The organism is Acinetobacter sp. 24-47-64 (genome assembly GCF_057737055.1).
Map to the genome: position 1 here is coordinate 1,145,786 of NZ_CM173215.1, position 22,787 is coordinate 1,168,572.

At 38.0% G+C, this 22,787-nt stretch carries 24 protein-coding genes; 9 read left to right on the top strand and 15 right to left on the bottom strand.

Features of this window, described 5'->3' with window-relative positions:
• The first annotated feature begins 654 nt into the window (after positions 1-654).
• Positions 655-876: a hypothetical protein gene (locus AC1M85_RS05430; protein WP_488213699.1), complete on the top strand. Its 222-nt coding sequence runs from the start codon at positions 655-657 to the stop codon at positions 874-876.
• Positions 877-1,001: 125 nt separating this feature from the next.
• On the opposite strand, the gene AC1M85_RS05435 is transcribed toward AC1M85_RS05430, so the two are convergent.
• Entirely contained in the window at positions 1,002-2,744 is a 1,743-nt protein-coding gene (locus AC1M85_RS05435) for an FAD-dependent monooxygenase (RefSeq protein WP_488213700.1), read from the bottom strand.
• A 159-nt stretch (positions 2,745-2,903) separates the two neighbouring features.
• On the opposite strand from AC1M85_RS05435, the gene AC1M85_RS05440 reads away from it, so the two are divergent.
• Complete coding sequence (locus tag AC1M85_RS05440) at positions 2,904-3,812, top strand: LysR family transcriptional regulator (RefSeq protein WP_488213701.1); 909 nt, start codon at positions 2,904-2,906, stop codon at positions 3,810-3,812.
• Positions 3,805-4,122 (top strand): YqfO family protein, encoded by a 318-nt coding sequence (locus AC1M85_RS05445; protein ID WP_092767083.1) that lies wholly within the window; start codon positions 3,805-3,807, stop codon positions 4,120-4,122. Before AC1M85_RS05440 ends, AC1M85_RS05445 begins: the two co-directional genes overlap by 8 nt.
• Here AC1M85_RS05445 and AC1M85_RS05450 read toward each other — a convergent pair.
• From AC1M85_RS05450 to AC1M85_RS05465, 4 genes are all read right to left on the bottom strand, one after another.
• Positions 4,071-5,141, bottom strand: a complete 1,071-nt coding sequence (locus AC1M85_RS05450; protein ID WP_488213702.1) for a helix-turn-helix domain-containing protein — start codon at positions 5,139-5,141, stop codon at positions 4,071-4,073. The two genes, AC1M85_RS05445 and AC1M85_RS05450, sit on opposite strands and share 52 nt — an antisense overlap.
• A gap of 180 nt (positions 5,142-5,321) precedes the next feature.
• Positions 5,322-6,338, bottom strand: coding sequence for a DUF6670 family protein (locus AC1M85_RS05455; protein WP_488213703.1), 1,017 nt, complete (start codon positions 6,336-6,338; stop codon positions 5,322-5,324).
• Between the two features lie 159 nt (positions 6,339-6,497).
• Complete coding sequence (locus AC1M85_RS05460) at positions 6,498-7,247, bottom strand: nitroreductase family protein (RefSeq protein WP_481589018.1); 750 nt, start codon at positions 7,245-7,247, stop codon at positions 6,498-6,500.
• Positions 7,248-7,303: 56 nt separating this feature from the next.
• The gene (locus AC1M85_RS05465) at positions 7,304-8,104 is read right to left on the bottom strand and encodes an enoyl-CoA hydratase-related protein (protein WP_481591404.1); all 801 of its coding nucleotides are present in this window, start codon (positions 8,102-8,104) and stop codon (positions 7,304-7,306) included.
• A gap of 103 nt (positions 8,105-8,207) precedes the next feature.
• Between AC1M85_RS05465 and AC1M85_RS05470 the strand changes: the two genes are divergently transcribed.
• On the top strand, positions 8,208-8,789 hold the full coding sequence (locus tag AC1M85_RS05470) for a nicotinate-nicotinamide nucleotide adenylyltransferase (protein WP_488213704.1): 582 nt from the start codon (positions 8,208-8,210) through the stop codon (positions 8,787-8,789).
• Between the two features lie 32 nt (positions 8,790-8,821).
• Entirely contained in the window at positions 8,822-9,379 is a 558-nt protein-coding gene (locus AC1M85_RS05475; protein ID WP_228143107.1) for a YceI family protein, read from the top strand.
• A gap of 27 nt (positions 9,380-9,406) precedes the next feature.
• On the opposite strand, the gene AC1M85_RS05480 is transcribed toward AC1M85_RS05475, so the two are convergent.
• Entirely contained in the window at positions 9,407-10,288 is an 882-nt protein-coding gene (locus AC1M85_RS05480) for a LysR family transcriptional regulator ArgP (protein WP_488213853.1), read from the bottom strand.
• A 101-nt stretch (positions 10,289-10,389) separates the two neighbouring features.
• Here AC1M85_RS05480 and AC1M85_RS05485 point away from each other — a divergent pair, with 101 nt between their 5' ends.
• Complete coding sequence (locus AC1M85_RS05485; RefSeq protein ID WP_488213705.1) at positions 10,390-10,992, top strand: LysE/ArgO family amino acid transporter; 603 nt, start codon at positions 10,390-10,392, stop codon at positions 10,990-10,992.
• 115 nt (positions 10,993-11,107) lie between these two features.
• Positions 11,108-13,264 (top strand): TonB-dependent receptor, encoded by a 2,157-nt coding sequence (locus tag AC1M85_RS05490; RefSeq protein WP_488213706.1) that lies wholly within the window; start codon positions 11,108-11,110, stop codon positions 13,262-13,264.
• A gap of 56 nt (positions 13,265-13,320) precedes the next feature.
• On the opposite strand, the gene AC1M85_RS05495 is transcribed toward AC1M85_RS05490, so the two are convergent.
• The 3 genes from AC1M85_RS05495 to queC form a co-directional block, all read right to left on the bottom strand.
• Entirely contained in the window at positions 13,321-13,782 is a 462-nt protein-coding gene (locus AC1M85_RS05495; RefSeq protein WP_488213707.1) for a peroxiredoxin, read from the bottom strand.
• Positions 13,783-13,868: 86 nt separating this feature from the next.
• A complete protein-coding gene (locus AC1M85_RS05500) occupies positions 13,869-14,282 on the bottom strand; it encodes a hypothetical protein (RefSeq protein WP_035267219.1) in 414 nt (137 codons plus the stop codon).
• Positions 14,283-14,298: 16 nt separating this feature from the next.
• A complete protein-coding gene (gene queC / locus AC1M85_RS05505) occupies positions 14,299-14,967 on the bottom strand; it encodes a 7-cyano-7-deazaguanine synthase QueC (RefSeq protein WP_488213708.1) in 669 nt (222 codons plus the stop codon).
• Positions 14,968-15,244: 277 nt separating this feature from the next.
• Here queC and filA point away from each other — a divergent pair, with 277 nt between their 5' ends.
• Positions 15,245-16,120 (top strand): putative pilus system protein FilA, encoded by an 876-nt coding sequence (gene filA / locus AC1M85_RS05510; protein ID WP_481594689.1) that lies wholly within the window; start codon positions 15,245-15,247, stop codon positions 16,118-16,120.
• A 74-nt stretch (positions 16,121-16,194) separates the two neighbouring features.
• On the opposite strand, the gene queE is transcribed toward filA, so the two are convergent.
• The gene (gene queE, locus AC1M85_RS05515; RefSeq protein ID WP_092767073.1) at positions 16,195-16,905 is read right to left on the bottom strand and encodes a 7-carboxy-7-deazaguanine synthase QueE; all 711 of its coding nucleotides are present in this window, start codon (positions 16,903-16,905) and stop codon (positions 16,195-16,197) included.
• A gap of 109 nt (positions 16,906-17,014) precedes the next feature.
• Positions 17,015-17,836: a 2,3,4,5-tetrahydropyridine-2,6-dicarboxylate N-succinyltransferase gene (gene dapD, locus AC1M85_RS05520; protein ID WP_179997889.1), complete on the bottom strand. Its 822-nt coding sequence runs from the start codon at positions 17,834-17,836 to the stop codon at positions 17,015-17,017.
• A 298-nt stretch (positions 17,837-18,134) separates the two neighbouring features.
• On the opposite strand from dapD, the gene carO reads away from it, so the two are divergent.
• Positions 18,135-18,884 (top strand): ornithine uptake porin CarO, encoded by a 750-nt coding sequence (carO, locus tag AC1M85_RS05525; RefSeq protein WP_180028446.1) that lies wholly within the window; start codon positions 18,135-18,137, stop codon positions 18,882-18,884.
• A gap of 95 nt (positions 18,885-18,979) precedes the next feature.
• On the opposite strand, the gene AC1M85_RS05530 is transcribed toward carO, so the two are convergent.
• Genes AC1M85_RS05530 through cysT form a run of 4 tightly spaced genes read right to left on the bottom strand, consistent with a single transcriptional unit; the run spans position 18,980 to position 22,759 of the window.
• The gene (locus AC1M85_RS05530; protein WP_488213709.1) at positions 18,980-19,909 is read right to left on the bottom strand and encodes a CysB family HTH-type transcriptional regulator; all 930 of its coding nucleotides are present in this window, start codon (positions 19,907-19,909) and stop codon (positions 18,980-18,982) included.
• 55 nt (positions 19,910-19,964) lie between these two features.
• Complete coding sequence (locus AC1M85_RS05535; RefSeq protein ID WP_035267206.1) at positions 19,965-21,026, bottom strand: sulfate/molybdate ABC transporter ATP-binding protein; 1,062 nt, start codon at positions 21,024-21,026, stop codon at positions 19,965-19,967.
• A gap of 12 nt (positions 21,027-21,038) precedes the next feature.
• The gene (cysW, locus tag AC1M85_RS05540; RefSeq protein WP_488213710.1) at positions 21,039-21,929 is read right to left on the bottom strand and encodes a sulfate ABC transporter permease subunit CysW; all 891 of its coding nucleotides are present in this window, start codon (positions 21,927-21,929) and stop codon (positions 21,039-21,041) included.
• Positions 21,926-22,759, bottom strand: a complete 834-nt coding sequence (cysT, locus tag AC1M85_RS05545) for a sulfate ABC transporter permease subunit CysT (RefSeq protein WP_488213711.1) — start codon at positions 22,757-22,759, stop codon at positions 21,926-21,928. The genes cysW and cysT overlap by 4 nt, the downstream gene beginning before the upstream one ends.
• Between the last annotated feature and the right edge of the window lie 28 nt (positions 22,760-22,787).

Consider the following 22,787-nt stretch of genomic DNA (forward strand, 5'->3'; position numbering starts at 1 on the left):
ATATGAAAGAAATGTGACAATCCTTTGAATTCCCAGCTAATTTTTTTGCTTTAAGGATGATTTGTATAAATAAAACTTAATAATGACTATTTTATTCAATAACGGAATATATCCAAACAGTCACTCACAAGTAGTGATGCAGATTTTTATCAAAAGCCCTCTATAAGTTAATTCTACTATTTCAATAAACAATTAAATAAAGAATTTTGTAGAGTAAATATTTTTTAAATTGTTGAATTATATGAAAAATACATTTGGAGCTTAAAAATACCTGTAAAATTAAACTGAGTAACTATTATTTAAATTTAAAACTCAATCAAGTCATCAGATTGTTCGTGGTTATAATGTTTTATAAATTTTAGATTTTAGAATAGTCACTATGAAAAAAATATTGATCTTAACAGGCTTGGCACTTATGTGCAGTCATGCTTATCCAACAAATATTACAGTTGATAAACTGATGAATTAAATTCTTTAAACTGTCAATCGTCAGCGCAAATCTTTCAAATTTCAAATGATCTTAATGAACAAAAAAAGCGTGGAATTAAAGTAAATCAGACGAAACAGGAAATTAAATTAGCCCATAATGTTTATCAGGGAATTTATGCTTATCAAAATTATAAAACCAAACATATGGTTCAAGATGATTTTGCTGTGAATTTTGAAAAGTATGGTGTGCGAGTTATCAAAATTGCATTTCAAGCAATTAAAACTTCAGAGAGTGAATCTGGCGCTTATTATTTTATTTTTGAAGGTCACCCATCGACCGTACTGTATCAACTTAAAAAATACTTTGGTGAAAAGTGGGAGAGTGAGCCGAGTTTTGATGAAACATCTCAAGGGAATACCAAGCTAAGCTGCGTTTATATCGGATAAAAAGATTCAAATAAACGTATCCAACAAATTTTGACTACCATCATAAAGTCCTTTCTTCACTGATGCTGACATTCGTATGAAATTTCATCCAAGTTAGCAAGCCACCGTTTGGTGGCTTTTATTAGTTAAATGATCAATTGAATCTGTTTCAGTACTGCTCTCAAAGTATTTTCAAAATCAAAAGATTCATTGGTACTGTCTTGATAACGCCAAGCAACATAGCCATCTGGACGTACTAAAACAGCACCAGATTCATGAATTTCAGACTTCGCATTCCATGTACCATAGACATCACGATAATCTCTTGAACCGATTTGAATGACATCTAAATACTCAAGATTAAGCTGTTCAGCAGCTTGTTTCCAGCCTTTGCCTGAGAGGCCTGTGAGTAAGGTAAAATGACCTTTGCCCGTAATATCTAGAGTTGAAACTTTTTGACCTTTAGCATTGATGAGCCAAGTATGCGGTACTTTTGCTCCAGGGCGTGTAGTGGCTTGTAGGTAAAGTTGATCATCTTGTTTAAATACTTCAGGTTCTGATTCAGAGATGACCGCATTTGAGCTATAACGCTGATTCAGTTCAACACCTTGAGCATTAAATTCAAAATTTTTAATTGCTAATGCATTGTAGAGTTTTGTACGTAATTCAGCGCCTTGTTCATTTTCAGCAAAAATACGCTCCAGCATTTGCTTTTGGGTTGTTACACCTTGATCAAAACCAAAAACTTCTTTGAGGTGTTTATAATCAAATCGTGATTGGTTGGCACGTGCAACAATTTGCTTACCTACAGGCGCACGTTCAACGGTATAAGAATCGAGAAGCGTAGGTTGAGACCAACCTTTAACTGCATATGCAAGTTTCCAACCGAGGTTAAAGGCATCCTGCATGCAGGTATTTGAGCCTAAACCACTTGATGGTGGATGACGATGTACGGCATCGCCACCACAGAACACGCGACCTTTCGAATATTCAGTTGCCCATGTTTGGTTCACGTACCAATAAGACAATTTTTGAATTTCGACATCTTCTACATGCTCACCAACGAAGGCATCAAGGCGTGCGCGAACTTGTTCTTCAGTCACTTGAGGCTCGCCCTTAGAAATATCGAAGCCCCAACCCATAATCCACTCATTCCATGGGGTGATGGCACGCAATAGTCCCATACCTAAATCACCAAAACTTGCTTCAGGATTGACAATCCATTGCAAAATCGCAGGGCGGTGCTGAACGTATTTAGATAAGTCCGCCTTAAAGGTCACATACACTGTACCAGCCCGCGCCATAACGCCTTCAAGTGGTAATTCCAATTGTTCAACAACTTTTGAACGTGCACCGTCCATTCCCACCAAGTATTTTGCACGTAAACTAAATTCGGTATTGGTAATATGATTGAGGAATGTTGCAGTCACGCCGTGTTCATCTTGTACGTGAGATAAATATTCAGTATTGAAGTTAAAAATAGCGCCACGCTCTGCCGCATTTTTAACGAGCAGCGCTTCCATTTTAGGTTGGATAAGATCCACTAAAGGGCATGGACTTCCTTTGATATAATCGCCATGACGCTCATCACCTGTGCCCCAAGCACTGATACGGGCAATTTCTTCGCCGACTAAACTGGTTGTGATCAGGCTTTCACCCATGTGTTCCCAAGGTGTTGCGATTTCCTTCACCTGTTCTTCGATACCTAAATCACGGAGGACTTCCATGGCACGTTGATTAGTAATATGTGCACGAGGACTGTTGGCTAACCAATTAAACTGGGTAAACAATTGAACTTTGACGCCATAATTGGCAAGGGCAAGCCCCAGAGTTGAACCAGCAGGACCAGTACCAATGACAAGAACATCAGTGTCAAAATGTTGAGACATGCTTTTTCCTAAATGAATTGAATACATGGGGAGAGTTTTTGAATTGAGTCAGTCTAGAAAAAAAGTGCAGTGATCTATAGTCGTATTCATATAAACTATCGATCTATATAAAATTCAAAGTAATGAACGTGCACTTATGCACGATGGGCTGATTGAGATATGGAATTACGACATTTACGGTATTTTATGACTGTTGCTCAAGAGCAAAGCTTTACTAAAGCTGCCGAAAAGCTCTATACCGCACAACCATCACTCAGTCAGCAAATTAAAGATCTTGAACAGGAAGTCGGTGTTACTTTATTTGATCGGACCACTCGTAAAGTCAAACTGACTGATGAGGGGGAAGCATTTTTAAAATACGCAGCTTTGACGCTGGACAATGCCAAGCAAGCTGTAGCTTCAGCTAGACAGGTCGCTCAGCAAAAGAATAATCAGATTCACATTGGATTTTTGAATGTGGCTGAACTGAAACTGATGCCTAGCATTCTGGCGCAGTTAAAAAAGAATATTCCAAATCTTAAAATTCATTTATACAGTTTGACTTGTACTGAGCAAATACAAAAACTTAGAAATGCTGAACTTGATATATGTTTTACTCGATACAAAATGGATCATTCAGATTATGAAGATATCCATATTTTGACAGAACAAATTTATTTGGTGGCTGCAGACAATCTTCATCCTTCAGAACGGACATTGAAACTACAAGAATTAAAAAATTCATCAGTCATTATGTGTGAACAAAATGCTTCACCAATATTCTATGACAAATTAAATGTTCTAGTTCCCTTCGAAAAGATGGATGATCAAATGCTGTGGGTGACTAATGTATTACAGCATATCAATCTGATTAATTTGGGAATGGGCTTTAGTTTTGCTCCCGAATACCTCCTGAAGTTTTTAAATCATAATATCAAAATTGTGAAAACAGATGAGCAATTACCACAGCTTGGTCTATATGCGAATTATCATCGTCATTCAAACAATATTGCATTGAAAATGATTACTGAAGCCCTTATGCAAATGACAACAGAGCGGAAAAGAGTGGAAGAGGTTATTCATGCTTAAACTGATCTATTTTGTACCAGAATCACATCTAGAGTTGACGAAACAGGCAGTATTTGAAGCAGGTGCAGGCGGGATCGGTGATTATGAGCAATGCGCTTGGCAGGTCAAGGGCTTAGGTCAATTTAAACCTGTCAATGGGGCTCAACCATTTATAGGTCAAGTCGGAGAGCTTGAACAAGTTGAAGAGTGGCGTGTAGAAACTATTGTGCCTGAAGATAAAGCCATAGAAGTGGCACGTGCATTAAAAGCCAGTCATCCTTATGAAGAACCAGCTTTTGAATTCTTACACATTATCTCTATTGACCCATGATCGGTTGAATTTTGTATGCGCTGACGATACGAGGATGGAGATTCTCCTGTCCAATATTTGAAGGCTCGAGAAAAGGCTGATGGCTCTGAAAACCCTGTTAAATATACAATTTCATCATGTTTGAGTGCGGTTTTAGCTAGTAACTGACGAGCAAGTTTTTGTCTGAATGACGTTAGAACATTCTCGTAATTAGTTCCAATATCTTTGAGTGAAATTTGGATTTTACGCGGGGAGAGTTTAAGAATTCTTGCGATATCTTCTAGAGCGAATTGTCTTAATTTTAGTTGTTCGCCTAAAGCCTCTTCAATTTGAATGACTAATTCATGTTTATCTACAAGTTCAATGTGCTTCTCAATGATAGCTTGATGTAACAGAAATAAATCAGGCTGAGCAGACGGAGAGGCATATTCTAGAATTTCTGCTTTGAATTTTATACAACCATAAGGCTGATTAAAATAAACTGGGCAATGCCATAGCTCATGATATAAGTCCTGAAATTCTGTATTGTCGTAGCTGAGCCAAATTTCTTGTGCTTGAAATTTTCCCTGACTGATATAATCAAAAAAAGATAAAACAATGGTAATCGTACATTCTAAATAATGACGGACAGGGTGATGAAAACCATTTAGGGTAACGGTGTCATCTTCTATGTGAAGTTCAATATCCAATCCTGTAGTGAAATATTGATAGTATTTCATTGCTATTTTTAATGCATCGCCAAAATTTGCACTACTTAAAAAAATGTATTCAAAAAGTTGACCACGAAAAGTGGGGAGATGGTGACCGACAGTTAAACCAATATTGGAATTTTGTGTAATAACTTCTGTGAGTTCCCAGAATTTTTTTTGAACACGATTGTCATATCTTAAATCGCGTTGAGGATAGTCGATTGGATGTTGTAACGCATTTAATTGCGAAAATATTAAATCCACATCAACGCCCATATTTTGCATTGTCTCGTATACCATGCTTGGAAAAATACCAGCATCGGTTCTGATTTTACTTTTTCTTGCGCTCATACCGATATTCAAGACTCAAGTCATGCATTGGAAAAACTAAGGATGCTCTATCCTCAGTTTAAAATGCTGAAATTATAATGTTGAAATGAGTTTAGAAATAATTTGAATGAATGAACATGTCTTTAAATGTCAAAGCCCCATCTCATGAGGCTTAATTATTGAAAGTTTATTTTGAAGCGCTTAATTGCTTATAGGATCAATATACTCAATATAACCTCGACCCTGAATATGCTGACCTTTGAATTGACCTGAATATTGGTAACTACCTGCATAACCGCCAGCCATACCATATTTAAAGTCGCCATTGGCCTTGCCATAAATAGAAATCAGAAGATTGCCTTGATCATCATTGACTTGCCATTCAAAGACTCGAAGTAAACGCATTTTAATGCCATTTGGTGTAGTGACAGGTTCAGGCTCATATTCATGCACCACAGATTCAAGCCCTCGTTCGTATATTCCTCCATGATGATCTACAGAACGAACGTAAACACGACTTTGCAAAACTAAGCCCATTGGACCATGAGTGTCCACAAATAAGACTTGAGTGTGGTTATTAATATTTAAGATTTGATAAGTAAAAAATCGAATGGGAATGTTGATATTGACACCACGTGCATATTCGAAGGTGCATAGACCTTGAACCTGAGTTTTCTGTCCATCGAGTTCTAAATATCCTTGGTACTCACAAAGCAGTGACCAGTGTTCATACATGCTTCCGGCGAGTTTAACGAAATGTGCGATTTTATCAGTCGCTTTTAATTTAAGTTCATAATTGAAAGCATGACCTTGGCGAGTTGCTTTAATGTCTGGGTAGTTAACCTCTATAACTAAGTCATTACCGAATTTGAGATATTGACCATTAGTCGCCAGTAAACATTCATGCTGTATACTATATCCAGAAAATAAATTAGGCTGCGTTGCAGCAGTACCAATTAATAGATTTGCGGTATCTAAATCTGAAGTTTTTATTAAATGAGAATTTCTGAATATTTTAACGAGAGGTTGTCCTGCAACCACAATCATATTTAAGAAGTTGAATGGGGCCGTTAGATTGGGAATCATGATCCCGTAGTGTACACAGGTATATTTTCCGAGAGGTGTGTGGATCGCAGTGTTTGCATCAAAAGCTTGACCATTTACTAGAGCTGAATGATCTATATGTTTAACAATGCTTGAGGGAAGTTTAATTTTCATCTTATTCTCAATTAATATTTTGGCTTAAAATCATTTTTGGAAAAATACAATCAAAAATATAAATCGAGATAAAAGAAAAAAATTGACACTACAAACAGTAAGCAATTGTTTGAAGTGTCAACACGAAAAATAAGTCATCAAAAATGTGTGATATTACATTTAAACTTTTTGAATAAATAAGTCTCGATCGAAACGATATTGTGGGAAGAACACACCATCTTCAGCACGCTCTCCCGCACCAATGACCATAATTGGAAACTCTTTAGCATTGAGCCCCAATGTTTTACATACTAAAGGTTCGTCAAAACCTTCCATCATACAACTGTCGAATCCATAAGCTCTGAGCGCGAGTACAAGATTTTCGCAGGCTAAAGCTGTTGTCTTCGCTGCCCAAAGTTTGGCATCCGCTGGTGTAAAAGCGGTAACAGGCATTTGTTTGTCAAAAGTACGTGCTACTTTGAAAGTTACTTTCTTAAAGTTACCAATTGCATTTAAGTAACCCGTTTTATAATTCAGTGGAATATAGGTGTAATATTTTTTGACGAGTGGAGGAATCTCAGGAAATGGAAATTCTTGAATATTCAGCTTTGCCATTTCATTAATTCGATCTGTACGTGCGACACAGACAATCAATTCAGCCGCTGTGCGCGCAGCCCATTGATTTAGACACGCTTTTACAATCTTTTGTTTCTTTTCAGGATTTTGGACAACATAAAAAGTCCAAGGTTGTAAGTTAGATGAATTAGGGGCCAAGAGTGCTAAATCTAAACATTGATCGAGGATATCAGACGGTATAGGTTTTTCTGTAAACTTCCGAACAGATCGACGACTGGTCACGACCTTTTTGAAATTTTCAACATCAATGCCTTGTGGTGCAGGTTCGTAGTAGCGTTTTTTTTCAGTCGTCATGATCCATTCCTTAGATAGAGAGTATTCACCGAGCCGTGAGACTCGGATCTTTTAGCTTAATTAAATTGTGTGAAATCAGGTTTACGTTTTTGCATAAAAGCTTGTACAGCTTCCATCATTTCTGGAGAACCGACGCGCCCCATAAAGATTACTGCTTCATGATCAATCCAGGACACGATCTCATCAACATCATGTTTCATTAAGGCTTTAGATTGCACGAGAGAAGCAAGTGGTAGTGAAGCCAGTTGAGTGGCTTTTTGAGCGGCAATTGCATAAACGTCAGATTCAATACTGTTGATCAAGTTTGCAGCCAATGCTTTTTCACTGTCGAATTTATCAGCAGTTAATAAAAGTTCTGCTGCTTTCACATGACCTGCTTGACGTGCTAGTAATTTACTAGATGCGCCTTCAGGTGAAAGACCTAAGCTTACAAATGGAATTTGGAACAAAGCAGTGTTATCTGCATAAACTAAGTCACAATGCAATAAGATCGTTACGCCAATACCAATTGCGACACCACGTACCGCAGCAATCAGTGGTTTAGAAAATTTAGCAGCAGATTTTAAAAGCACAAAAGGAGGACCATCTTCTGGACGAATTTGATCTTTCATCGCCGCAGATTTCATGAAGTCTTGCATATCATTACCAGCACTGAAATCCGCATCTTCGCCACGTAAAATGACCACACGAACAGCTTGATCTTTGTCTGCTTCATCAAGGGCTTTGGCGATCCAGAGGTATAATTCGCCGTATAATGCATTTTTGGCTTTAGGACGATTAATCGCCAAGGTCAGCACACCTTCTTCTAATTTTGCATTTAAATGCTCATGAGGTTGTTGAATACAACTTAATGACATCGTACTATCCTTGCTTTCAATTAATATAGATTTTATGAAATCTATTATGTCGTATTCTGGCGAAGAGTGACATAACTGATCAGTTCATAAACGTGACTTGGCGATGAATTATAAATTTGATTATTTGGTTTATATCGGACGTTTTCAGCCTTTTCATTTGGCACATATGGAAACCATTAAAATTGCGCTAACGCATAGCCAGAATGTTATTTTAGCGCTTGGTTCTGCTCAATTAGAGCGGAATATAAAAAATCCATTTTTAGCCATTGAACGTGAACAGATGATTTTGTCTAACTTTTCTCCTGATCAACAGGCAAGAATCAAATTTGTACACGTCATTGATGTTTATAATGATAAAAAATGGCAAAAATTGGTCAAATCTTTAGTGGCGAGTGTAGTACAGCCAAATGATCAAGTTGGCTTAATCGGTCACTTTAAAGATGACTCATCCTATTATCTAAAATTTTTCCCAGAATGGGAGATGTTGGAACTCGATAGTTTAAAAGGTGCAATTTCTGCAACACCACTTCGCGAAGCATACTATCGGGGGGAAATTATGGAAAAAGAACTTCCCCACGGAACCATTCAATTTTTACAAGCGTTTCAAAATTTAGAAATTTACCAACAACTGAAAACTAAATACCAACGTCAAGACAGTACAAGTTTGAGTGAATCAATTGAATGATTGTGTTTAACACAAGAAAACCGAGGGAAATCGTGCGTACTATTACACAAATGAGTTTGGCCACAGTGCTATTGTCTGCTTCTGTTTTTGCTCAAGCGCAAACATGGACACTATCACCTAGCAGTAAGATCAGCTTTGATATCCGATCTGCAGGAATGTCGATTGTAAATGGGCAGTTTCAAAAGTATCAATCACAGATGAATTTTGATCCGGCACAGCCTAATCAAGGTTCAGCTAAATTTGTGATGGATGTGAATAGCCTTAAACTGAGCAAAAACTCTTTAAAGGATATGGTCTTTGGTGACAGTTTCTTTCATGCAAGCAAATATAAAACTGTGACCTTTCAAAGTAATCAAATTCGTGCTTTAGGAAATAATAAATACAAATTTGATGGACAACTCACCATGCGTGGTGTGACACGCCCAGTTTCATTTGATACAACTTTAACTCCAAATGCATCGAATCCAAATGTGTTGAATGTACAATCTTCAACAGTCATCAACCGTAGTGATTTCGGTATGCGCAAAGCGATTGGTGGAATTGGCGAAAAAGTGAATATCAAGCTTGAAGGGCAATGGAAAGCCAACTAAATCGATGAAAAGAAAGCAGTGATTCACTCACTGCTTTTTTAATGTCATGAGTATGTCAGTAATATGTTTGAGTTGTGGGGACTGCTGTTTCCAATGATGCCAATATAGATCAACGTCTTGTGTTGCCTCAGGCAACAAACAAATCAATAGTCCTTGGTCGAGTAAGTCTTGAACTTGCAGTTCAGGCACCATGCCATAGCCTAAGCCGAGTTGGATTGCATCGACAAATGACTTAGAAGAGGGGACATAATGATATGGATAACTAGATTGCGGTAATCCAAATTGATTCAGTAGAACCGTTTCATGTAAATGATCTTTATCATTAAAGATGACCGCAGGCGCACGGCGAAAGGAATCGCGATTTAGTCCGTTTTTAAACCATGCTAATTTGAATTCTGGCTTACACACCATTTGATAACGCATCGTGAACAAAAATTCTGAGTGGCAACCTGTCATGGGTTGGGATTCAGCGCTTATACATGCATTTACATAGCCTGATTCCATTAATTGATGCGTATGATCCTGATCATCTATTTGAAGTTGTATTGTGATTTTTTGCTTTATTAACTGTTCAGCAATCGCAGGCAAGAGCCATGTTTCTAAAGAATCTGCATTCGTTCCAATGATAATTTTATAAAACTCAGAATTTTGATTTTTCCCCTGAATAAGCTGCAGAACATTTTCTTCTTGACGCTTTTGCCGTAATAAATGTTCAAGCAATATTTCACCTGAATGTGTCACACGGCAAGGTCGTTCTCTCAGGATTAATGTTTGACCAATCTGACGTTCCAATTGTTGGACACGAAGAGTAATTGCGGCAGCAGAGAGACAAAGCTTTTTAGCAGCCAGATCAAAACTTCCAGTTTCCGCCACGGTGATAAACGCGACACAGTCTTTATAATTGAAGATCATGATTTAATAAAACTTAATGAACTTAATATTAATTTAATAATACTCAATTTAAGATTGAATTGTTCATAATCCGCCTAATGATAAATATTAGGTGTTTTATGTCTTTATCCGTACTCTTTAATGGCTTTGTAACGAGTTTAAGTTTGATTATGGCGATAGGTGCTCAGAATGCTTTTGTGCTTAAACAGGGCTTAAAAAAAGAATATGTTCTGTCTATTTGCCTCATTTGCGCCTTTTCAGACTCACTTTTAATTTTGGCTGGTGTATTTGGATTTGGGAAGTTTATCTCAGGCCATCAACAAATAATGACGTATGCACAATGGGGTGGCGCTGCATTTCTAGTGATATATGGTGTCCATCATTTTTATCAAGCATTTTCGCCCAAAAAAACGATGAGTCTTGATCATCACACTACTGTTTCATGGTTTAAAATTATTCTCATTTGCTTGGCATTCACATGGCTGAATCCCCATGTATATCTAGATACTATCGTGCTTGTAGGTGCGATATCAACGCAATTTGAAGATCACTTATTATCGTTTGCTATCGGTGCGATCACGGCATCATGGTTATTTTTCTTTAGTTTGGGTTTTGGTGCGCATTATCTATCAGCTTACTTTCACAATCCCCGCGCATGGCAAGTCTTGGATATTTTGATTGCTTTAATCATGTGGTACATCGCCTATCACTTAATTATATGAATATTGATTAGATAAATTCCTCTAAAGCTTGTACGTCGATTAGATGACAACATTTAATGAACAAAAACTCACATAAAGATAATAATGATTCTCATTATTATTAATTGTTCCGAAAATGAAAAATTACAGTACCAAATTACTCTCTCAATCTGTAAGTGTTCTTATGATGAGTGGCGGTATAGCGACTATCACATGGGCAAATGATCAAAACCAACTTCCTACGATTACAACACAAGCTGAAGCGATTAATGCTTATGCAGATGGAAAATTAAGCAATGTATCTAAGTTGGGTGCTTTAGGTGAAAAAAAATTAATCGATACACCATTCACTGTAATGCAATATGAGGAGCAATTAATACGAGAAAGACAGGCATCCACCGTAGGTGATGTTTTAAAAAATGATGCCAGTATTCGACTGACGACAAATCAAGGTCATTTAAACGAAAACTTCAAAATTCGTGGTTTTGACTTAAATCATGAGGATATGAACTACAACGGATTTTATGGTATTGCACCATACGGAAAAGTGCCGACTGAATTTTTAGAATCAGTGACAGTTTTGAAAGGACCAAATGCAATTGTCGCTGGTATGGCACCGAATGGAGGCGTTGGTGGTGTGGTCATTGCCAACTCTAAACGCGCTGACCAAGACATGACAAGACTAAACACACAATACCAAGATGGCGGCTACTATCAATCAGGTATTGATGTCTCAAGACGATTTGGTGCAAACCGTGAGTTTGGTGTTCGGGTCAATGGTGCATATGGTGATGGTGAACATATCATTAATGATATGAATGATCGCCTAGTTCTTGGTTCCATCGCTGCGGATTACACCACGGATAAACTTAAAATTAATTTTGATAGTTATGCTATTAAGCAAAATCGCGATGGTGGGTCACCAACAATGGTTGCACTGGGTGGAAAAGATACAGTTAACAAAGTCATTGCACCGCCTAAAGGTGACCAAAACTATTTTCCGTGGTTAGAAGGGAATTCTGACAGTAAATTTGCTGGCTTATCAGGTGAATATCAATTTTCTCCCTATTTGAAAACCTTTGCTGGTCTAGGATATGCTGAAAAATCATATGATGGTCATTTATTCGGTACACGAATGATCGTAAAGAATGAGGACGGCGATGCCTCTTCCCAATATTACCGAGTGGGTGCAAATGAAAAAAATAAAACAGCACACATTGGGGTTGAAGGAAAATTTGATACTGCTGGAATACAGCATAATGTTGGATTGCGTGCAGATTATTTAAATAAAAAATCGGATCAACATAAAGGACGTGGAGCTCCTCCTGTAGATTTTAACACCAATCTTTATGACCCAAGTAAAGAAGGCAATATGCCTTTACAGCGTCCAGAAATTGCACCTTTAGCAGATAATAAGTACATCAGTTATACATTGACTGATCAAATTTCATTATTGAATGATCAGCTTCAATTGATTGTAGGCGCTCGTTATCAAGATATTGAAACGAATAATTTACAGACCAAAAAAAATTACCAAGAAGGCCGTATTTCACCAAGTTTAGGGATCGTCGTTAAACCTTTTGGTGAAGACTTGTCACTATATGCAAGCTATGTAGAAGGGTTATCAGAAGGATCGACCGTTGATAATGTCAATGATGCAAACGACAAAGTTACTTTTGCGCCGTTTGTGACGAAGCAATATGAGTTAGGTGCAAAACATCAGCATGGAACTTGGCTGAATACGCTGGCACTCTATCAAATTGAAAAACCAAGCACGATGAGCAAGTCGATTGAACCTTATACAGAAAATGGTGTAACAATTAATCAAATTACAACAGATGGTGCTGAAACTCGATCACGCGGCATTGAGTGGTCATTTTCTGGAGCCATTACTGAAGATTTAAACCTAATGGGAAGTTTGGCTTATATTGATGCAAAATATTCCAAAGCTCAAATGAATCAAGGAAATCAAGTTTTTGGCGTACCTGATTTTACCGCAACGCTTGGGGTGGATTATGATGTCCCACAACTCGAAGGATTAAATTTAAATGCCAGAGCAAGTTATGTCAGCGAACAGTATTTAAATGATACCAATACCTTGGAACTTCCAGATTATACTGTCATCGATTTAGGTGCACGTTATAAGACCAAGCTTGGCGGCGTGAATACGACGTTCTTAGCGAATGTTGATAACATTACAGATAAAAAATATTGGGAAGGTGCTTTTAACTCGAATTATGCGCTGATTGGTGGATCAAGAACTTATAAACTTGGCGTAAGTTTTGATTTCTAATCGTAGTTAAAAAGAAGTATAAATAGATGAAACCCACGTCAATCGTGGGTTTTTTCTTAGCTTTTCAAAGCTTTTAAATCTTCAAGCACTTGTTCAGCATGCCCTGCAGCTTTGACTTTACGATATTCTTTAACGAGTTTTCCTTGATGAAAAATAAAAGTTGAGCGCTCAATCCCCATCACTTTTTTTCCATACATATTTTTCTCTTTAATCACATCAAAGTGTTGGCAAAGCACTTCTTCTTTATCGCTAATCAAATCAATTGTTAAAGATTGCTTTTCGGTGAAGTTTTGATGGGCTTTCACTGAGTCCCTAGAAACACCGAAAATAGTGGTATGAAGCGCATCAAACTGATCTTTCAAACATGAAAAACCAACAGCTTGCGTTGTACACCCAGGCGTTGAATCTTTTGGATAAAAATAAATGATGAGCCAATCTGCATTCAACTCAGTTAAATTCACAGAACCTGTAGTCGTTGGGAATGTTTGATTGGGTAAACTAATCGTTTCCGTAGACATTATATTTTCCTCAAAATTTGTCACTACATTTATAGGGGAATTCAAAAAAATAGCCACACGAGGTGGCTATCTTATGTTAACTGAGATTATTTTTTAGCTTGTGCTGCTTTCATTGCTTCCTCTGTTAACGACTGTAGCTTAGACGTTAACTGTGGACCGAAGCATGCTTGAAGATCAGCGTTCTGTTTCTTCACGATAGCTAAGGTAGAAGGGCTTTTCTTTTGGTTAATCGCACTTTGGATTTCCCATTTTTGAGCATTAGTGAGCTTGCCGTCTGCTTCAATTGCACAAGTACAATATTTGCTGACTTCAGCAGCAGAAAGCTTATTCCCTTTAGCAGTTTCTTCCTTACAAACATTAATCAGTGCAGATTTTACGTTAGTACTTTTGTAGGCTTGCTGCATTTTATTATTCGGCTCATTTGCTTGAGCAGCAGAACCGAAAAGTGCTGCAGCAGAAACAATGGCTGAAAGAATAATGTTTGATTTTAAATTTTTCATATATGGCACCCTGTTATTACGGTATATAACGAGTTGGGTCTTCAACATCTGCATCTGCAAAACCTTGTTTACGCAAACGACAGCTGTCGCATTTTCCACAAGCTCGTCCTTGGTCATCTGCTTGATAGCATGACACCGTTTGACTGTAGTCTACGCCATGTTCGATGCCTAAGCGAATAATATTTGCTTTGGATAATTGTAGTAAAGGTGTTTCAAATTTAAGAGGTTTTCCTTCCACACCTACTTTTGTCGCTAATCTTGCCATATTGGCAAATGCTTCAATAAATTCTGGTCGACAATCTGGATAACCCGAATAATCTACCGCATTAATTCCAATTACGATGGCTTCTGCGTCAAACACTTCTGCTGCTGCAAGTGCATAAGACAGGAAAATCGTATTACGTGCTGGAACATAAGTGACAGGGATTCCTTCTTGTTCTTGATCAGGAACATCAATGGAATGATCAGTTAATGCAGAACCACCTAAATTACCCAAATCTATATTAATCACGCGATGTTCAACGCCTGCTTGTTGTGTCAGTTTACGTGCAGCATCCAATTCAGTTGTTGAGCGTTGACCATACATAAAACTTAAAGCGATACATTCATAGCGTGCTTGCGCCCAAGCCAAGCAAGTCGTTGAGTCTAAACCACCTGATAACAATACAATGGCACGAGGGCGCATAGGAGAACTCCAAAAAATTAAAGTAAATAAAAAATGAATTATAACTGATTATATAAAGAATAATGGGGTATAAATTTTTTGAATATATAGATCTGCATAAGTCACAAAACTAAATGAGATGATTATAAAGAAAGTGAAATGTTCGTTTTAGAAGATGAGATAAAACTCTCTTTTGAGTCGAATAAAGTTTAAACAGTTGTTGTTTTTGTTTAAATATTAAATATAATTTAACAAATACTTGATTAAAACTTACAAAAATAATTTTTACGGAATGAAAATGAATCAAATTAATACTTTAATTTTAACCACTGCTGCGTTGATCAGTACAAATTCTTTTGCATTTGAGGAGCTTTCAGATCAAGAGTTGTCAACATATGCAGCACAAGATGGTATTACGATTAGCCTTTTACCAGGTGGACCCATTCAAGCTGATTTGATTTGGCACGATAACAGTGGATTCGGACCAGATTACAACGAAGGAAACACAAAAGCAGGTGCCTTAATTTTTGGTACTGCGAATGGGCGTAGTAAAAATCCATTATCACTTTCTTCTGGTTCGGCAGATATTAGTATTACTTTAAAAATCGATGCACAAGGAGGGAATAGTACTACAGGGCCTTTCCTGAATTTAGGTGTATTTGTTCCTGAAGATATTATTATTAATACCGGTGATATTTGGGTGGGTAAATCGGGTCAAGTTAGTCCAACAGGACGAGGCTATAGTGACCCCGTTAAAATTATGGATAATATGAAATTTTATGTATCCAACCTCTCAACCAATATTCAGCTCGGTTCAGCACCTCAAGGCAGTCTTTTAAAACTGAATGGAATATTTAAAGACGGCTTACGTTTAGAGGGCTTCAAAGTCCACGATCATGATGGTGGTGGCGCATTCGGAATAGAATTTATTAATTTAAAAAATACTCAACCAGGGCGTTTCGGCATCAATAATCTTGATTTCGATGTTGCAGGTTCGATACGTACAGATGGACTGGAACTCAAAATAAATCGTCTTGGAGATCAAAATGGCTTTAATGCCATGTTATGGGGAGTAGGCGTTGGAGATGCATCATCAATAAATAATAAGATTGGGGATATTTCAATGAAAGGGATTAATTTAAATGGCACGACCATTAAAGTGTCAGCACACTAAAAGATCATTTTGTCTCAAACAACAGTACAGAAAAGTGCTGTACTGTTTTAATTTGAGCTATTTTTTTTTACGTTTTAACGACCTGTTTCGTCATTCCAGAGCAACTTATGTAATTGAAGCTGGAAACGAACTGGTAAGTGATCCTCTAAGATCCATTGTGCTAAATCACGCGCAAGTTGCGGTAACTTCGCAGCGCCTTTTTCAACAGCAAAAGCAGGTGAGAACCAAACTGTACTTACACGCTTGTGCAACTCATATTGATTCACTTGTTGTTTAGACCATTCATAATCTTCACGATTGCATATGACAAATTTAATCTGATCATGTTGAGTTAAATGGTCTAAATTACTCATTAAATTACGTGAGTCTTCACCTGAAGTTGGTGTTTTTAAATCTAGGACTTTAGAAACTCTACGATCCACTTTTGAAACATCTAGCGCTCCACTCGTTTCAAGGGAAACTTCACAGCCTAAATCTGCTAGACGCTCCATGAGTGGTAACGCATTGGGTTGAGCTAATGGTTCACCACCAGTAACACAAATATAAGGTGTTTTAAAATCAAGCGTGGTCTGGATAATATCCTCTAAAGACTGACGTTCACCGCCTTCAAAAGAATAGGTGGTATCACAATAAGTACAACGCAGTGGACAACCTGTTAAGCGTATAAACACTGTAGGTAAGCCTGAAGTGTTGGCTTCACCTTGTAATGAATAGAAGATCTCCGTAATACGTAACCCCGCAGACGGATCAGAAACAGGAATAGCGGAAGATCGCAAATTACTCATATCGACAAAACCAAACTAAAATAGAGATTATATAAAAGAAAAATCTCTACGATTATTACTAACCGTAGAGATGTGGAGTGTACTCCAAATACTATAAAGTATAAAAAAATTAGTCAGCGCGTAATAAGTCGTTCAAACTTGTTTTAGCACGAGTCTGAGCATCGACTTTTTTTACGATAATTGCAGCATATAAGCTGTATTTACCGCATTTAGAAGGAAGACTACCAGAAACTACCACTGAACCTGCTGGAACACGACCGTAGTGAATTTCACCTGTTTCACGGTCATAAATCTTAGTTGATTGACCAATGTAAACACCCATTGAAATCACTGAACCTTCTTCAACGATTACACCTTCAACGATTTCAGAACGTGCACCGATAAAACAATTGTCTTCAATGATCGTAGGGTTCGCTTGAAGAGGCTCAAGTACACCGCCAATCCCAACACCACCAGAAAGGTGAACATTTTTACCAATTTGCGCACATGAACCTACAGTCGCCCATGTATCAACCATTGTACCTTCATCAACATAAGCACCAATGTTGACATAAGATGGCATAAGTACAACATTCTTAGCTTGGTAAGAACCTTTGCGTGCAACTGCAGGCGGTACAACACGTACGCCAGCTGCTTTAAATTGCTCTTCAGTCCAACCCGTAAATTTAGTGTCTACTTTGTCATAGAATTGGAGATCGCATGATTCGATTGGTTTATTATCATTGAGTTTGAATGACAATAGAACAGCTTTTTTTAACCATTGATGAACAACCCATTCACCATCAATCTTTTCAGCAACACGTAATGAACCATTATCTAAGCCAGCAATTGCTTCCTCGACTGCTTGGCGAATTTCAGCAGGGCAATCTGTAGCTGTGAAGTTTGCACGATCTTCAAACGCTTGTTCGATGATTGACGAAAGCTGAGACATAATCTTCTCTTCCAAAAAAAATTTCCAAGATTTTACACTAAATTGATTATAAAAATTACAATTAATCCTGAAAAAATGTCCGACAATAATGACTATTCTTTATAAGTATGTTAATAAAAGTTAATAAAAGACTTAAGTGCAAATTATTTATAAAACAACAACTAAATCAAAATTGTATCAAAAAATAACAAAAAAGCATCAATTTGAATATTAACCAGCTTTGAAATCTCCATTAAGATGCTTCCGAGTCGAACACATTAATGATTAAAGAACAACTCATTTCTTTGAGGAGAAAAAAATGAAAGTGTTAAAATTACTCGCTGTTACAACAGCATTATCTGTTTCAGGCTTCGCTATGGCGGACACTCAAGTTGTACGTACAGGTAATGTATTTGAAGCTAATCAATTAATCCCTACTGGTGTTCGTGCTGAAGTTGGTACAACTGGTTACGGTGGTGCATTACTTTGGACTGCTAACCCATACGTTGGTCTTGCTTTAGGTTACAACGGTGGTGATATCTCTTGGTCTGATGATTTATCTATTGACGGTACTAAGTACGATTTAGATATGGATAATAGTTTGGCATACTTAAATGCTGAGATTCGTCCTTGGGGCGCGAGTCAAAATCCATGGGCTCAAGGTCTATATATGGCTGCTGGTGTAGCATATATCGATAATGACTATGATGTTACCAAGCGCCTAAACAACAATAACGATACTTTGAAAATTGATGGCAATAATTATTATGCACCATCAGGTCAAGGTTCCGTAGAAGGTAAAATGTCTTACAAAAATGACTTTGCTCCATACGTAGGCTTTGGTTTTGCACCAAAAATCAACAAAAACTTCGGTGTGTTTGGTGAGGTTGGTGCATATTATACTGGCAATCCATCAGCAAACATTGATGCTGTAGGATTAGCAGCTGTAGGTAGCACAAATACGGCTACAGGCGATTTAGCAGCTTCTGATCTTGAGCGCAAAATCGAATCTAAAGATAAATACGAATGGCTTCCAGTTGGTAAAGTGGGTGTGAGCTTCCACTGGTAAGATCCTATTAAAAAAAACGAGCTTCGGCTCGTTTTTTTATGCAAGTAAATGCTAATAATAAAGGCGCTATAGGCGCCTTTATTATTTGTGGCTTATTAATCTTCAGGATAAGCCACACGTTTTAATGCTTTGATATCAGCACTAGGTGCACATAGCGAAATAAACTCGTAACCGTATCCACGTAACAAATGACCTTTTCGTACAGCAATCCAAGTGGTATTCACCCCGAATAAATCAGTCTCAATTTGTTTTAAGCGATGATCTCGTTCTGTATCGTAGGCTACATCGTTGACAATACCGACACCCATACCTAATTCCACATAAGTTTTGATTACATCAGCATCAAGCGCAGACATCACTAAATCAACATCAAGTCCTGAGTCTTCAAAGGCTTTATCAATCTTTGAACGTCCCGTAAAACCACCGTGATAGGTAATAATCGGATACTCTGCCAAATGTTCTAAACTAATCTCTCGCGCTGCTATTTGAGTAAGTGGATGACCTTGAGGCGTAATAATACTGTGTTTCCAGTTATAAAAAGGGACACTTGCTAAGTTTTCTTCAGTAGTCAGATTCTCAGTCGCAATACCAATATCTGCATCGCCTAAAAGTAACATTTCAGTGATTTCAGTTGGGCTTGCTTGTTGCAAAATCAAATGAACTTTCGGAAATAATTTTTTGAATGAATTTACGATAGGTGGTAATACATATCGCGCTTGAGTATGAGTGGTTGCGATGGTTAATGTACCTTCATCTACACGATTAAAATCATCGGCTAATCTTTTAATATTGTCTGCATCGACCAGCATGCGCTCTACGATACCGAGCAAAGCTTGACCAGGTTCAGTTAACCCTAATAAGCGTTTACCTTTTCGGATAAATAGTTGAACGCCTAATTCATCTTCTAAATCTTTAATATGTTTACTTACGCCTGATTGAGACGTGTAAAGGGCAGCGGAAGCTTCCGTTAAATTAAAATTTTGTCTGACGGTTTCTCGAATAATTCTTAATTGTTGAAAGTTCATAGTCTTTGTTACCTTTAAAATGATGGGGCTATATAAAAGCCCCATCTACACATTTTTATGCGTTTTCTTGTGCAAATAAGTGCAATGTATTAGTCGTTAACCAAACCGATTGATTTGGGCGGAATTGATGCAGTTTAGCTTCATCTGGAGTGAGTAGAATTTCGATGAGATTGCCATCTTGACCTTGAAGTTCGGCAACCACTTTTCCTGCAATCCAAACTTCACGTAAGAACGTTGCTTGAATTGCATTGTCTGTAGGTTGAGCATGAATTTGGAACTCATCTGGTCGAATGAAGGCAATCACTTTACCTTCAGGTGCATCTTTAGCTAAAGGCAGTTGAATGCGATCATTTCCGATCTGTACGATTCCCGCTTGATTATGACCTTCGAACTTGTTGGCTTGACCTAAGAAGTCAAATACAAAAGGCGTTGCCGGTTTTTCATAGACTTCACGAGGTGAGCCAATTTGTTCAACATTACCTTTATTCATTACAATGATTTGATCTGCAACTTCAAGCGCTTCTTCTTGATCGTGAGTTACAAAAATCGAGGTGATGTGGAGTTCATCATGTAAAGTTCTCAGCCAGCGACGTAATTCTTTACGAACTTTTGCATCAAGTGCGCCAAATGGCTCATCCAGAAGTAGTACACGAGGTTCAACTGCAAGCGCACGTGCAAGTGCAATACGTTGACGCTGTCCACCAGACAATTGTGCTGGATAACGATCTGCTAAGAATCCTAATTGAACTAAATCGAGTAGTCGTGTAACCCGTTTTTTTATTTCAGATTCTGAGGGGCGTGTAGAACGTGGACGAACACGTAAACCAAAAGCAATATTGTCAAATACTGTCATATGACGGAATAAAGCATAATGTTGGAATACGAAGCCAACTTGACGTTCACGGACATGAACATTCGTTGAATCTTGACCTTCGAGGATCACTTGACCGCTGTCGGCAGATTCAAGACCAGCAATAATGCGAAGTAGAGTTGTTTTACCGCAGCCTGAAGGTCCTAATAATGCTACGAGTTGGCCATCAGGAAAATCTAGGGAGATATTGTTTAGTGCATGGAAAGCACCAAAGTGTTTTTCAATATTTTTAACTTGAATACTCATCGGATACTTCCTTTAAACTGTAGAATCTTCATTACGTTTGCTTAATTTCTCTTGGCGAATTTCGACCCATGTTTTAAGAATCAATGTCACAATCGCCAATAAAGCCAAGAGGGATGAAACAGCAAATGCTGCACTAAAGGTATATTCGTTGTAGAGAATCTCTACATGAAGTGGCAATGTATTGGTCTCTCCACGAATATGACCCGATACTACAGAGACTGCCCCGAATTCACCCATTGCACGTGCGTTACAAAGAATAACCCCGTATATCAAGCCCCATTTAATATTTGGAATCGTGATTTTCCAAAAAGTTTGCCAGCCTGAAGCACCTAAAACGATTGCCGCTTCCTCTTCTTCTGTACCTTGAGCTTCCATCAGTGGGATGAGCTCACGCGCCACAAAAGGAACTGTAATAAAGATGGTTGCTAGTACAATTGCTGGAACGGCATATAGAATCTTAATGTCGTTATCTATCAGCCATCCACCGAACCAACCTTGAGTACCAAACATCAATACCAACATCAAACCTGCGATTACAGGTGATACTGAGAAAGGCATATCGATAATCGTGGTCAATATGGATTTACCACGGAAATTAAATTTCGCAACAGACCAAGCCGCCGCCACACCAAATACTACGTTGAGCGGTACAGCAATTGCAGCTGTTAGTAAGGTGAGCTTTACAGCCGACAACGTATCTGGATGGACTAAAGCTTGCGCATAAACGCCGACACCCTGTTTGAATGCTTCAACAAAAACTAAAATCAAAGGCAGGATTAAGCAACTGAGGAAGAAAATCATGGCAACGACAATAAGTGTCCAACGAACCCAAGTCGGTTCTCGCGTCGCATCACGAGATTGCAATTTTTCCGCTAAAGCATTGCTATTTGTATTCAAACTCATTGTGCAGTTCTCCCTGTACGACGACTCGCCCATGCTTGTAACAAGTTAATCAAGAACAAGATAGCGAATGAAATAAGGAGCATGACAACGGCGATCGTAGTTGCACCTGCATAGTCATATTCTTCCAATCGAGAAATAATCATTAATGGCGCAATTTCAGTTTCGAAGGGTTGGTTACCTGCAATAAAGATAACTGAACCATATTCACCCACGCCACGGGCAAAAGCGAGAGCAAATCCTGTGATTAAAGCAGGGAAAAGAATTGGTAAAATCACTTTGGTTACAATTTGCAGTCGATTTGCACCCAATGCTGACGCTGCTTCTTCAAGTTCAGTCTCTAAGTCACTCAGTACAGGTTGTACTGTACGAACCACAAAAGGTAAGCCAATAAATATCAGGGCTAATGTAATCCCAATAGGACTATAAGCGACTTTAATGCCTAAGGGTTCAAGATATTGACCAATCCAGCCTGTCGGAGCATATAAAGATGTTAATGCAATCCCAGCAACAGCTGTTGGTAACGCAAAGGGTAAATCAACCAATGCATCAACAACTCGTTTACCAGGGAAACTATAGCGCACGAGACACCAAGCGAGTAATAAGCCAAATACAACATTAATGAAGGCAGCAATAAGTGCAGCACTGAAACTTAGTTGTAATGATTTTAAGATACGCTCAGAGCTTAAAATCTCCCATAAACCTTCCCAGCCAATACCTAAAGACTTAATAAAAACAGCCGACAAGGGTATGAGCACAATTAAAGATAAATACGCTAGGGTAAAGCCTAGAGATAGACCAAATCCTGGCAGCACTCGGGATCGCTGCGACATGACTACTCCTCAAATGAGAGAAAAAGCT